Below are 12,979 nucleotides of genomic sequence, written 5' to 3' on the forward strand. Positions count from 1 at the left end.
CCCTTTTATTCAGGGCTGAAAAATTCCCGCCTTTACCTCGTCCGGCGACATCGCGCCGGTATCCAGCACCCAGCCGCTGATCAGCGCCGCAGGCGTCACATCGAACGCCGGGTTATAGACGGCCGCCGCTTCCGGCGCCCACTGTACGCTGCCAAAACTGCCCGCCACGCCAGTCACTTCGCTGGCGGCGCGCTGTTCGACAGGAATGTCGCGGCCGCTGGCACACTGGCGATCCAGCGTGGTATAGGGCGCGGCGACATAGAACGGGATCTGGTGATAGTGCGCCAGCACTGCGAGGCTATAGGTGCCGATTTTATTCGCCACGTCGCCGTTGGCCGCAATGCGGTCCGCGCCGACCCAGATCGCGTCGACCTGGCCGCTCGCCATCAGGCTGGCTGCCATCGAGTCGGTGATGAGCCGATAGGGGATCGCCAGCTCGCCCAGCTCCCAGGCGGTAAGCCGCCCGCCCTGCAGCAGCGGGCGCGTCTCATCGACCCAGACGCTCGCCACCTTGCCCTGCTGATGCGCGCGAGCGATAACGCCCAGCGCGGTGCCGACGCCCGCCGTCGCCAGCCCGCCGGTGTTGCAGTGGGTTAACAGGCGGCTGCCCGGTTTAACCAGCGCGCTGCCCGCCTCGGCGATGCTGTCGCACAGCTGACGATCTTCCTCCACCAGACGCAGCGCTTCATGACTCAGCGCGACGACGAAATCCTCCTGCGCCAGCGCCTGTTTCATCCGGTCCAGATTATTCATCAGGTTAACCGCCGTCGGACGCGCGGCGCGCAATACAGCCAGCGCCTGCGCCAGCGCGTCGCGACTGGCCCCCGCTTCGGCCAGCAGCGCCAGCAGCAGCGAGGCGGAGAGGCCGATTAGCGGCGCGCCGCGCACGCGCAGGGCGTGAATATGGTCAATCAGCTGCGGCACATCATGCGCCGGAAGCCAGTTTTTTTGCTGCGGCAGCGCCTGCTGGTCAAGGATCCAGAGCTGATTGTCACGAACCTGTAAGCTGGTGGTACGGAGTGTTTGCATTGTCTGTGAAAACCCTGTTGCGTTGTTATCACGTATTGTGCCAACATGCGGAACGGATGTATAGACGTCTGAACGGCTTATTATAGCGCCCTGGCGGGGTTTTCGTTGCAGAGACTTTTGTTTGAGAGGAATGGCAATGTCGCAATACCGTACCTTCACCGCGGCTGACGCCGTAGCCTATGCCAGAGAATTTGGTGGCGTAGAGGACCCCGCTTCGCTGGTTGCGGCGGAAGAGATTGGTGATGGCAACCTCAACCTGGTATTTAAAATTTTCGACCGCCAGGGCAACAGCCGGGTCATCGTAAAACAGGCTCTGCCTTATGTGCGCTGCGTCGGCGAGTCCTGGCCGCTGACGCTGGATCGCGCGCGGCTGGAGGCGCAAACCCTGGTCGAGCACTATAAATATTCTCCCCAGCACACGGTGAAGGTGACGCACTACGACGAGACGCTGGCGGTAATGGTGATGGAAGATCTCTCGAGCCACCGCATCTGGCGCAGCGAGCTGGTGAAGGGCGCTTACTATCCGCAGGCGGCGACGCAGCTGGGCGAATATCTGGCGCAGACGCTGTTTCACACATCCGATTTTATGCTGCATCCCCACAAGAAAAAGGCGGAAGTGGCGCGCTTTATTAATCCGGAAATGTGCGAGATCACCGAGGATCTTTTCTTTAACGATCCCTATACCGATCACGAACGCAACAGCTATCCGCAGGCGCTGGAGCCGCTGGTCGCCAGCCTGCGCAGTGACGATGCGCTGAGGATCGCCGTCGCCGGTCTGAAACACCGCTTTTTTGCCCACGCGGAAGCGCTGCTGCACGGCGATATCCACAGCGGCTCGATCTTCGTCGCCGATAACAGCCTGAAGGCGATCGACGCGGAGTTCGGTTATTTCGGCCCGATTGGCTTTGATGTCGGCACGGCGCTGGGCAACCTGCTGCTTAACTACTGCGGTCTGCCGGGGCTGCTGGCCCCGCGTGAAGCGGCGGAAGGGCGCGAGCTGCGGCTGAATGACGTGCGCGAGGTATGGAACAGGTTTGCTGCACGTTTCCTGGCGCTGGCGCAAGAGAAGACACGCGACGTAGCGCTGGCATACCCAGGCTATGCGCAGGCGTTTTTACGCAAGGTGTGGGCCGATACTATCGGCTATTGCGGCACCGAGCTGATTCGCCGCACCGTTGGCATGTCGCACGTCGCGGATATGAAGCTGATTAAGGATGAGGCGATGCGCACCGAGTGTATCCGCAGCGCCATTACGCTGGGACGCACGCTGATTCTGGCGGCGGATCATGTGGAAGATGTAGAAGCGCTGATTGCGCGTATTCGGCAGGCGGGCTAAGGGCGAGCAAAAGTCTCCTTTTACAGGCCGCGCACGCTCCTTGTGCGCGACCCTTTCGTTTACGCTGCCTCGCTTTCTCGCGCGGCCTTAACCGTCGGCTGCTTTACCGGCACCGCCAGCGCATCCGCTTCAAACTCGTCGACGTTAATGGCGCGCAGGCGACTCGCTTCGGCGCGCGTCAGCACATCCGCCTCAGCGGCATCAATCCATCCCGCTTTAAGCGCCCGCTGTGCCAGCGCGTCGAGCCGGGTGAAAGAGAAGTGCTCTTTCTGCTGTTTGCACAGACGATCGTGGATCGCTTCCGCCGCCATCACCTCCTGCAAGGCCTGCTCAAGCTGGCCCGCCGGGTTATGCTCGCTCGGCGTCAGATACTGGCCGCGTCCCAGACGCGTCCGGGTGGCGGACGGCAGCTGCAGCAGCTTCGCCAGCTTATGATCCAGACGGTCGCTCGGCGCCGGGCAGTGTTTGCCGCCGGCAAAAATCATCATGCGCAGCGCGCCAGCCGCCAGTGGGCTCGGGAAGTTGCGCAGCAGATCTTCTATCGCCTGCTCGGCCTGATGCAGCGCATCCTGCACGCCCCAGTGAACCAGCGGCAAATCGGCCTCGTGACGGCCCTCATCGTCATAGCGTTTCAGCGTGGCAGAGGCGAGATAAAGCTGGCTCAGCACATCCCCCAGACGCGCTGAAATACGCTCGCGTCGTTTCAGACTGCCGCCGAGTACCGCAATCGAAACGTCAGCCAGCAGTGCCAGGTTGGCGCTCAGGCGGTTGAGGTGTTGGTAGTAGCGGCGCGTGGCGTCGCGCGTCGGCGAGGCGCTGCTGCGTCCCGCCGTCAGGCCGAGCCACAGGCTGCGTACGGCGTTGCTGCCTACGTAGCCGATATGGCTGAACAGGGCGGCGTCGAAGGCGTTGAGATCCTGACTCGCCGCCGCCGCCATCTCTTTCAGCACGAACGGATGACAGCGGATCGCCCCCTGACCAAAGATAATCATGCTGCGCGTCAGAATATTCGCGCCTTCCACCGTGATGGCGATAGGCGCGCCCTGATAGGCGCGGGCAAGGAAGTTATTGTTGCCAAGCATAATGCCTTTGCCGCCCGCGATATCCATGGCGTCCACGATAGCGCGCTGACCGCGATGGGTGCAGTGATACTTCACAATCGCCGACAGCACCGCCGGCTTCTCACCCTGCATAATGCCGGTGGTAATCAGCGTCGCCGCGGCATCCATGACATAGGCATTACCGGCAATGCGCGCCAGCGGCTCCTCAATGCCCTCCATCTTACCGATAGAGACTTTGAACTGACGACGGATATGGGCATAGGCGCCGGTCGCCAGCGCCACGCTTTTCAGGCTGCCGGTCGAGTTAGACGGCAGGGTAATGCCGCGTCCTACCGACAGACACTCAACCAGCATCCGCCAGCCCTGACCGGCCATCTGCGGACCGCCGATAATAAAATCGATCGGCACGAAAATATCCTTGCCGCGCGTCGGGCCGTTCTGGAACGGCACGTTCAGCGGGAAGTGACGCTTGCCGATTTCGACGCCCGGCGTGCTGGTAGGAATTAACGCGCAGGTAATGCCCAGCGACTCGGTATCGCCCAGCAAACCATCGGGGTCGGAAAGCTTAAAGGCCAGGCCTAACACGGTCGCCACCGGCGCCAGCGTAATGTAGCGTTTATTCCAGGTGAGGCGCATGCCCAGCACCTGCTTGCCTTGCCACTCGCCCATACAGACGACGCCGGTATCGGGAATAGCCCCGGCGTCGGAACCCGCCTCCGGGCTGGTCAGCGCAAAGCAGGGGATCTCGTCGCCGCGCGCCAGACGCGGCAGATAATGATCTTTCTGCTCGTCAGTGCCATAATGCTGCAGCAGTTCGCCAGGGCCAAGCGAGTTGGGCACGCCGACGGTTATCGCCAGAATGCCGGAGACGCCCGCCAGCTTTTGCAGCACGCGCGCCTGCGCATAGGCGGAGAATTCCAGGCCGCCATACTCTTTCTTGATAATCATGGCGAAGAAGCGCTGCTCTTTCAGATAAGCCCACAGCTCCGGCGGCAGATCCGCCATCTCATGGGTAATGGCAAAATCGTTCGCCATGCGGCAGGCTTCTTCCACCGGCCCGTCGAGAAACGCCTGCTCTGCTGGCGTCAGGCGCGGCTGCGGGTAGTTGTGCAGCTTCTGCCAGTCCGGCTTGCCCTGAAACAGATCGCCTTCCCACCAGGTGGTCCCGGCGTCGATCGCCTCTTTTTCAGTACGCGACATCGGCGGCATTACCTGCTGAAAGCGCTGCAGCATCGGCTTCGAAAACATTGCGCGGCGCATCGAAGGAAGGTTAAACGGCAGCAGCACAATAGCCAGCGGCAACAGCAGCCAGGGGGTCCAGAGGTGCGCCGCGGCCCAGCCGGCGGTCCACAACAGTAAAATCACGCTGCTCGCCGCCAGGGATACGCGGTGATAAAACAGGACGCTGATTAACACCAGCGTCGCGAGGATCGACACAACCATCATAATCACGGCTCCGTAAGTAGTAAGAGGTCTGACCTGTTATCTGTAGAGGTGTATGACACTGGCGATTAATTAGCAATCCGTTTACATCGCAATTACAACCTTACTCACAAAATCGGAAAATCAGCCGTGCAGGGCGCGCAGGCTTTCGCGCGGCGCACGCTTTGCGGCAACCCGCCATTCCGTTAAACTTGAAAAGTCACTCTTTTACTAACAAGGACATCCCTATGTATCAGGACATCATTCGCTCTGAGCTGAATGAAGCAGCGGATACGCTGAATACGTTTCTCAGCGACGAAGCGAACATTCACGCGATTCAGCGCGCGGCGGTGCTGCTGGCCGACAGCTTTAAAGCGGGCGGTAAAGTGCTCTCCTGCGGCAACGGCGGCTCCCACTGCGACGCCATGCACTTCGCCGAAGAGCTGACCGGCCGCTATCGCGAAAACCGTCCGGGCTATCCGGCGATCGCCATCTCCGACGTCAGCCATCTTTCCTGCGTCAGCAACGATTTCGGCTACGACTACGTTTTCTCTCGCTACATCGAAGCGGTGGGGCGTCCGGGCGACGTTTTGCTGGGGCTCTCTACCTCCGGCAACTCCGCCAATATCATTAAGGCGATCGAAGCGGCGCGCGCGCAGGGCATGAAGGTGATTACCCTGACCGGCAAAGATGGCGGCAAGATGGCGGGCTCGGCGGATATCGAAATCCGCGTGCCGCACTTCGGCTATGCTGACCGCATTCAGGAGATCCACATCAAGGTGATCCATATCCTGATGCTGCTGATCGAAAAAGAGATGGTGAAGTAAGGTTGCTGGCTGCCAGCGTCTGCGCTGGCGGCCTTTCTGACTAAGGCGGTAGCTATGTGCGAATTGCTCGGGATGAGCGCCAACGTTCCAACCGATATCTGTTTCAGTTTTACCGGCCTGGTGCAGCGCGGCGGGGGAACCGGGCCGCATAAAGACGGCTGGGGCATCACCTTTTATGAAGACAGAGGCTGTCGCACCTTTAAAGATCCGCTGCCGAGTTATAACTCGCCCATCGCGCGGCTGGTGCAGGAGTACCCGATCAAGTCCCATTCAGTGGTGGCGCATATTCGCCAGGCGAATCGCGGGCCGGTTTCGCTGGAAAATACCCATCCCTTTACCCGGGAGCTGTGGGGACGCAACTGGACCTATGCACATAACGGCCAGCTAAAAGGCTATCGTCAGCTGGAAACCGGCCATTATCGCCCGGTCGGTGAAACCGACAGCGAGAAGGCGTTCTGCTGGCTCCTGCATAAGCTGGCGACGCGCTATCCGCGCACGCCCGCCAACTGGCCAGCCGTGTTTCGCTATGTGGCGGAACTGGCGGGCGAGCTGCGGCAGAAAGGGGTGTTTAATATGCTGCTGTCGGACGGGCGCTATCTGATGGCGTTCTGCTCAACCAATCTTTACTGGATCACGCGTCGCGCGCCCTTCGGCAAAGCGCAGCTGCTCGATCAGGACGTCGAGATCGATTTCCAGCAGCACACCACCGCCAACGATGTGGTGACGGTGATTGCAACGCAGCCGCTGACGGGAAATGAAACCTGGCACCGCATCGTGCCAGGCGAGTGGGCGTTATTCTGCCTTGGAGAGCGCCAGGAATGATTTAGACGCGGCTTCGGGATTAACAATCACCGGGCTGCTGTTGTTCATCACATAGCTGCCGCTGGCGACGTTGACCGTCGGCGGCTGATGATACTTCTCAAAATAGGCGTAGCCCGGCTGCAGCTCGCGCCAGAAGCTGGCGTAGGTAGAGTAGCGATGACGCTGCATATTTGTGTCGGTCATGCGGAACGGGAAGATGCTGATATTAACCTGCGCCTGGCCGTTACGCAGTGCCGCGTTCACGTAAGTGAAGATCTCATCCATATAGGCGTTGGTCATGGCGTAGCAGCCGATCGATTTGCAGTCGCCATGGATCATCAGATAGTTGCCGGTATAGGCGTGTTCGCGATCGTACTGGTTAGGAAAACCGACGTTGATAGCGCGATAAAAGCGGCTGTCCGGCTTAAGCTGGTTTAGCCTGACGCTGTAAAATCCTTCCGGACTCTTAAAATCCCCTTCACGGCGCTTCGGTCCGAGGCCGCCGGAAAAGTTACAGATGCGGTAGGTATCGAGCAGGCGAAATTCGTTGCCGATTTTGCCATAGAGCTCCAGCGTGCGTTCTTCCTTGAAGATCTGAATATAAACCGGCGTGCCAAGTAGCTGTTTCTTTAATTCTTTACTCACCGGCGTCGACATCTGCTGCGTCGGCTCGGGAGTCATTGCCATGCTGAGGGCTGGCATCAAAATCATCGCAAACAGAAGTGCGATTTTGCCCATGCTGTGTATACCTTGAGTGAGGAAGAACGGTGACGCGAAACGCGTCCAGACTTGCATTATCGGAAAACTCCGCTACCGCAGCGCAACATTAGCATTGTCTGTTTTTTTATCAAGACGCCGCTGGGTAAATTCGCGTTTTCCTCAAGGTATGACGGCCAGAAATTTGTAAACTTTAATGGCAACTTGCGTTAAGGCCCGCTTTCTTACGCGCCCGAAGCAGTGGAGGTGCGGCGGCACTTTTGCATCTGTACATCTATACAGTATCATAAGGTGTGGCGAAAACCTGATGGCGGGCAAGCGTGAAAATCATACATGTCGATATGGACTGCTTCTATGCAGCGGTGGAGATGCGCGACAATCCGGCGTTGCGCAATATCCCTATCGCCATTGGCGGCAGCCGGGAACGACGCGGTGTGATCAGCACGGCGAACTATCCGGCGCGCAAATTCGGCGTACGCAGCGCGATGCCCACCGCGATGGCGCTGAAGCTCTGCCCACATTTGAAACTTCTGCCGGGTCGCTTTGACGCTTATAAAGAGGCCTCGCAGCAGATCCGCGATATTTTCCTGCGCTACACCCCTTTAATCGAACCGCTGTCGCTGGATGAGGCCTATCTGGACGTGACCGACAGCCCGCTCTGTCACGGCTCCGCCACGCTGATCGCCCGTGAGATCCGCGCCACTATTCAGCGCGAGACGGGGCTGACCGCCTCGGCCGGCATCGCGCCGATTAAGTTTCTCGCCAAGATCGCCTCCGATCTCAACAAGCCCGACGGGCAGTACGTGATTACGCCGCAGGAGATGCCCGGCTTTCTGCTGTCGCTGCCGCTGGCGAAAATTCCGGGCGTCGGCAAGGTGGCGACAAAGAAGCTGGAAGAGATGGGGCTGCATACCTGCGCCGATGTGCAGAAAGCGGACGTGGCGCAGCTGCTCAAGCGTTTCGGCAAGTTTGGCCGCGTGCTGTGGGAGCGCAGCCACGGTATTGACGAGCGTGGCGTGGTGGTGGAGCGCGAGCGAAAGTCCGTCGGCGTCGAGCGGACGCTGGCGGAAGATATTCACAGCTGGGAAGCCTGCCTGGAGATTATCGATTTTCTTTATGCGGAGCTGGAGCGCCGCCTGACTCAGGTGCGGCCCGACAAACAGATTGCGCGGCAGGGCGTTAAACTCAAGTTCAATGATTTCCAGCTGACGACCCAGGAGCATATCTGGCCGGAGCTGAATAAAGAGGATCTGATTGCGGTGGCGCGTAAGACCTGGGATGAGCGACGCGCCGGGCGCGGCGTGCGGCTGGTGGGGCTGCATGTGACGCTGCTGGACCCGCAGCTTGAGCGACAGCTGCTGCTGGGGCTGTAATGACAAAGGGCAAGACCAGCGGCATTGTGAACGGTGCCAGCGCAGGTAGCATCGACCAACCGCAACGTTGCCGTTCGTCATCCCTGAGTCCTTGACCCGCCCAGTTCGTGGCGCGGGCCGTTTTGCTCTTCGGGCGAGGCTACCCGCTTGCTAAGCAAGCTAGCCGTTAAGGTGCCGGATAGGTATAGCGGCGGTGAATCGCTTCCAGCTCCTCAAGCACCTCTTCGTTCAGCGTCAGATTAAAGCTGTCGATATTGATCTTCAACTGCTCAAGGGTGGTCGCGCCCAGCAGGGTGCTGGCGACAAACGGCTGCTGACGTACGTAGGCCAGCGCCATCTGCGACGGATCCAGCCGATGTTTCTGCGCCAGCGCCACATATTCCGCGACCGCCTGCTGCGATTGCTCGCCGCTGTAGCGCGTAAAGCGGCTGAACAGCGTATTGCGCGCGCCGGCCGGTTTAGCGCCGTTAAGGTACTTGCCGCTCAGCGTGCCGAAAGCGAGGCTGGAGTAAGCCAGCAGTTCAACCCCTTCATGCTGGCTGATTTCCGCCAGGCCCACTTCAAAGCTGCGGTTCAGCAGGCTGTAGGGATTCTGAATGGTCACGATGCGCGGCAGCTCGTGCTTTTCCGCCAGCTGCAGGTAGCGCATCACGCCCCAGGCCGTTTCGTTCGACACGCCGATATAGCGAATTTTTCCGGCGCGCACCTGCTCAGCCAGCGCCTCCAGCGTCTCCAGCAGCGTGACAGGAATGGTGTTCTCGCTGTACTGATAGCCCAGTTTGCCGAAGAAGTTGGTCTGGCGCTGCGGCCAGTGCAGCTGGTAAAGATCGAGGTAATCGGTGTTCAGACGCTTCAGGCTGGCGTCCAGCGCTTCGCGGATATTTTTACGATCCAGCGCCTGATGCGGCCGAATCGAGGCGTCAGCGCCGCGCACCGGACCAGCCACTTTGCTGGCGAGGATAACTTTATCGCGGCTGCCGCGCTTCTTCAGCCAGCTGCCGATGTACTGTTCGGTTAAACCCTGGGTTTCCGGGCGCGGCGGCACCGGATACATTTCAGCGGTATCAATAAAGTTAATGCCGCTGGCGATAGCGAAATCGAGCTGCTCGTGGGCGTCGGCTTCGCTGTTCTGTTCACCAAACGTCATGGTTCCCAACCCCAGCTGGCTTATCTCCAGCGTGCTATGGGGGATGCGGTGATAGTGCATAGCCGTCTTCCTTATTTTTTGGAATGTAATGATGTGTCCGTTGGGACTATAACGCGTGAATCAACAGGGAAGGAAGTGGGGAAAATCGGGGAAATCACCTGTCCGGACAAATTGCGGGACAGGTGAGTTGAAATGGCACTTAACGCTCAATGATGGTCGACACTTCGTCGCCATTGATCTGCACTTCATGGCCGGACTGATCGATATATTTAACCAGCCCCGTCTCTTTATCTATGGTCGGCTTGCCTTCCGTCATGATCATCTGTCCATTTTTTGTGGCCATTACATAATCTGAACTGCATCCGCTCAGTGTAACGGCGGCAAAAATCAATACTGCTACGCCTGCCAACTCTTTCATCACGCTTATTCCTCTCACTCCCGTCAGCCAGTGGGCTGCGTCGTCCTGGTGACAGGACCGCGCAGCATCAACAGCAAAAAGTGTAGTAATAAATCGTTTTGACGCTTTGCGTTATCGCATGAATCTGAAAATAACAGGGCGGCCAGCGGCCGCCCTTGACTTTTTTACCCCTTACGCCGCCTTTTTCTTGCTGCGCATCAGGTTCAGGCATTCGACGGCTATGGAGAAGAACATCGCGAAATAGATGTAACCTTTTGGTACATGCACCGCGAAACTCTCCAGGATCAGGGTAAAACCCACTAGAATCAAAAAGGAGAGGGCCAGCATTTTTATTGAGGGATGACGGTCAACAAACTCGCCGATGGCGCGCGCGGCGAACATCATCATCAGAACGGCGATCACGACGGCCGCCATCATAATGAAGAGGTGGTCGGAGAGGCCGACGGCGGTGATCACCGAATCCAGGCTGAAGATAATGTCCAGCAGCATAATCTGCACAATGGCGCCGAGGAAAGAATGAACATTGGTTTTATGCTCCTCTTCGCCGCCTTCAATGGTTTCATGGATCTCCATACTCGACTTCCACAGCAGAAACAAACCGCCGCCGAGCAGGATCAGATCGCGCCAGGAGAAGGGGTGATCGAACAGGGTAAAGAGCGGATGGGTCAGACGCGCGACCCAGGCGATAGAGGCCAGCAGGGCGAGACGCATCAGCATCGCGCCCATCAGCCCGAGACGGCGGGCGCTGGCCTGCTGTTGTTTGGGAAGTTTTGCGACGACCAGCGACAGGAAAATAATATTATCAATACCCAGAACCACTTCGAGGATGGTCAGCGTGCCCAGCGCCAGCCAGGCGTTGGGATCGGTTATCCACTCAAACATGCGCACACTCAATCTTAAACGAAAAGTAAACGGCGATTATACGCATCCGCTTTCATGAACTCACAGTAAAAAATGTCGCGCCAGCAGCGGGGCGGTGAAGCTCTTTTTCAGATAAAAACCGCGCGGCAGGGTCATAATCGGCTCGCCGTGTTCGCCGATGCCTTCAGTGAGCGCCCGGCTGTTGGCCGCTTTCGGACGGATTTGCAACCAGGCGCCGTGGCGGGCGGTGATGCGCTCAACCTGGCCCAGTACGATCATATCCATCAGTTCCTCCCAGTCCTGGCGCAGCATTCGATCTTCCTCCTCGCTCGGGCTCCACAGCAGCGGCGCGCCGACGCGGCGCTGAGCAAGCGAAATAGCGCGATCGCCCTCTACCGGGATCCAGAGTACGCGCGCCAGCTTATGGCGCACATGGCTGGTCTCCCAGGTCACGCCGCTGTTGCCGGTCAGCGGTGCCACGCAGACAAAGGTGGTCTCCAGCGGCTTGCCTTGCGCGTCAATGGGAATGGTTTTGAGCTCAATACCGAGATGGGCGAAATCCTGCTCCGCCTTGCTGCCTGCGCTGGCGCCGAGATAGCGCTCAAGCAGCATGCCGACCCAACCTTTATCCCGTTTCAGATCGGCCGGCATCGTCAGGCCAGCCTGCTGTGCGAGGGTTTCCAGCGTCTGTCCCGCCAGCGCGTGCGCGCGCGTTAACAGAACGGCTTCATTTTCGGGCGGAGCAGGAAGCTGGAACATGGCGAAAACCTGTATGGTTAAAAAATGAACAATTTTTTCTCTGGGCTCTTTTCCCACAGCGGCATCAGGAGAAAGGACGTCGATAATAGCATGATTCGTCATGCTTTTTTAACGGCGTTATTTTTTAACTCTCTGCGGCAAGGCAAGGTTATCCCGGACTAATGGCATTAATGAACAGGATCTTAAGCTAAGTTATCCACAGATCGGTGGGATAACCCCGCTACATCACCATTACTGGTTCCATTTACAGCCTTGACTTCAGTGGAAAAGCCGCTTTTCTGTCCAGTGATGAGCAAGTTTACTCCATTGTCTGTGGATAAAAACGGCGTCGCTTGATCTTTGACCAGCTAAAAGCGATCTGCGCTATTCACTGAAAAGCCAGGAAAATGAATTCTGAATAAGAGTTATTTAAATGGCTGTTTTTAATTGATAAAAACAGAATTGTTGTGTTTGCCCTTTTTAACGCCTGCAAAAGTTTATCCAGCTAATTCCCGCGTTCTGCACAAAGCTATCCACAGAAAACGTGAATAAGATCGGCGCTTTAGCGCCTCAACTGTTTATAACTCTGGGCTGAGCTGTGAGTTATCCAGGCTCGACGCGCCGTTCTTCCCGGCAATCCAGTGGTTTACCGCCTGTAAGGAGTGTGAAACAATCAGGCTATTCAAATTTAGCTTTGAGGTAGTCCAGTGATCGATGATGATGGCTACCGCCCGAATGTTGGTATCGTAATCTGTAACAGGCAAGGACAAGTGTTGTGGGCCAGGCGCTTTGGACAGCACTCCTGGCAGTTTCCTCAGGGAGGCATCAATCCCGGTGAAACCGCCGAACAGGCGATGTATCGTGAACTGTTCGAAGAAGTGGGTTTACACCGTAAAGATGTTCGAATACTTGCATCTACCCGAAACTGGTTGCGCTACAAATTGCCAAAACGTTTGGTGCGTTGGGACACAAAGCCGGTGTGTATCGGCCAGAAACAAAAGTGGTTTCTTCTGCAGTTGATGAGCAGTGACGCGGATATCAATGTGCAACACAGCAGCACGCCGGAGTTCGACGGCTGGCGCTGGGTGAGCTTCTGGTATCCGGTGCGTCAGGTTGTCTCCTTTAAACGCGATGTCTATCGCCGCGTCATGAAGGAATTCGCTGGCGTGGTAATGTCGATGCAGGAGAGTGCGGGGCAGCAGCGCAGCGCGCCAGCCCATCGACGAAAAAGAGGATAGGCCACGCCCTT

12 protein-coding genes are annotated in these 12,979 nt (G+C 58.0%); 5 read left to right on the top strand and 7 right to left on the bottom strand.

What is annotated here, in order from left to right; all coding sequences use genetic code 11:
• Window positions 1-9: 9 nt before the first annotated feature.
• The gene (mtnA, locus tag EKL29_RS06845; protein WP_126689193.1) at window positions 10-1,029 is read right to left on the bottom strand and encodes an S-methyl-5-thioribose-1-phosphate isomerase; all 1,020 of its coding nucleotides are present in this window, start codon (window positions 1,027-1,029) and stop codon (window positions 10-12) included.
• A gap of 136 nt (window positions 1,030-1,165) precedes the next feature.
• Here mtnA and mtnK point away from each other — a divergent pair, with 136 nt between their 5' ends.
• Window positions 1,166-2,365: an S-methyl-5-thioribose kinase gene (gene mtnK / locus EKL29_RS06850; protein WP_126689194.1), complete on the top strand. Its 1,200-nt coding sequence runs from the start codon at window positions 1,166-1,168 to the stop codon at window positions 2,363-2,365.
• Between the two features lie 59 nt (window positions 2,366-2,424).
• On the opposite strand, the gene fadE is transcribed toward mtnK, so the two are convergent.
• Window positions 2,425-4,872, bottom strand: a complete 2,448-nt coding sequence (fadE, locus tag EKL29_RS06855; protein WP_126689195.1) for an acyl-CoA dehydrogenase FadE — start codon at window positions 4,870-4,872, stop codon at window positions 2,425-2,427.
• Window positions 4,873-5,096: 224 nt separating this feature from the next.
• Here fadE and lpcA point away from each other — a divergent pair, with 224 nt between their 5' ends.
• Together lpcA and EKL29_RS06865 are read left to right on the top strand one after the other, a co-directional pair.
• Complete coding sequence (lpcA, locus tag EKL29_RS06860) at window positions 5,097-5,675, top strand: D-sedoheptulose 7-phosphate isomerase (protein WP_033752849.1); 579 nt, start codon at window positions 5,097-5,099, stop codon at window positions 5,673-5,675.
• Between the two features lie 54 nt (window positions 5,676-5,729).
• The gene (locus tag EKL29_RS06865) at window positions 5,730-6,497 is read left to right on the top strand and encodes a class II glutamine amidotransferase (RefSeq protein ID WP_126689196.1); all 768 of its coding nucleotides are present in this window, start codon (window positions 5,730-5,732) and stop codon (window positions 6,495-6,497) included.
• On the opposite strand, the gene dpaA is transcribed toward EKL29_RS06865, so the two are convergent.
• Window positions 6,468-7,214 carry a peptidoglycan meso-diaminopimelic acid protein amidase gene (gene dpaA, locus EKL29_RS06870; protein WP_126689197.1) on the bottom strand — a complete coding sequence of 249 codons (747 nt, stop codon included), beginning with the start codon at window positions 7,212-7,214 and terminating at the stop codon, window positions 6,468-6,470. The two genes, EKL29_RS06865 and dpaA, sit on opposite strands and share 30 nt — an antisense overlap.
• A gap of 299 nt (window positions 7,215-7,513) precedes the next feature.
• On the opposite strand from dpaA, the gene dinB reads away from it, so the two are divergent.
• Complete coding sequence (dinB, locus tag EKL29_RS06875; RefSeq protein ID WP_272867886.1) at window positions 7,514-8,566, top strand: DNA polymerase IV; 1,053 nt, start codon at window positions 7,514-7,516, stop codon at window positions 8,564-8,566.
• A gap of 166 nt (window positions 8,567-8,732) precedes the next feature.
• Here dinB and EKL29_RS06880 read toward each other — a convergent pair whose 3' ends face one another.
• The 4 genes from EKL29_RS06880 to mutH all read right to left on the bottom strand — a co-directional run bounded on the left by EKL29_RS06880 (window position 8,733) and on the right by mutH (window position 11,751).
• Window positions 8,733-9,773, bottom strand: coding sequence for an NADP(H)-dependent aldo-keto reductase (locus tag EKL29_RS06880; protein ID WP_120451153.1), 1,041 nt, complete (start codon window positions 9,771-9,773; stop codon window positions 8,733-8,735).
• Between the two features lie 139 nt (window positions 9,774-9,912).
• The gene (locus tag EKL29_RS06885; protein ID WP_120451154.1) at window positions 9,913-10,131 is read right to left on the bottom strand and encodes a YgdI/YgdR family lipoprotein; all 219 of its coding nucleotides are present in this window, start codon (window positions 10,129-10,131) and stop codon (window positions 9,913-9,915) included.
• Window positions 10,132-10,302: 171 nt separating this feature from the next.
• Complete coding sequence (locus EKL29_RS06890; RefSeq protein ID WP_120451155.1) at window positions 10,303-11,013, bottom strand: TerC family protein; 711 nt, start codon at window positions 11,011-11,013, stop codon at window positions 10,303-10,305.
• Window positions 11,014-11,073: 60 nt separating this feature from the next.
• Entirely contained in the window at window positions 11,074-11,751 is a 678-nt protein-coding gene (mutH, locus tag EKL29_RS06895; protein WP_126689198.1) for a DNA mismatch repair endonuclease MutH, read from the bottom strand.
• A gap of 686 nt (window positions 11,752-12,437) precedes the next feature.
• Here mutH and rppH point away from each other — a divergent pair.
• Window positions 12,438-12,968 (top strand): RNA pyrophosphohydrolase, encoded by a 531-nt coding sequence (gene rppH, locus EKL29_RS06900; RefSeq protein WP_033752842.1) that lies wholly within the window; start codon window positions 12,438-12,440, stop codon window positions 12,966-12,968.
• The last annotated feature ends 11 nt before the right edge of the window (window positions 12,969-12,979 follow it).

The sequence above is a fragment of the Pantoea sp. YU22 genome (assembly GCF_003970755.1).
GTDB classification, from domain to species: domain Bacteria; phylum Pseudomonadota; class Gammaproteobacteria; order Enterobacterales; family Enterobacteriaceae; genus Pantoea; species Pantoea piersonii.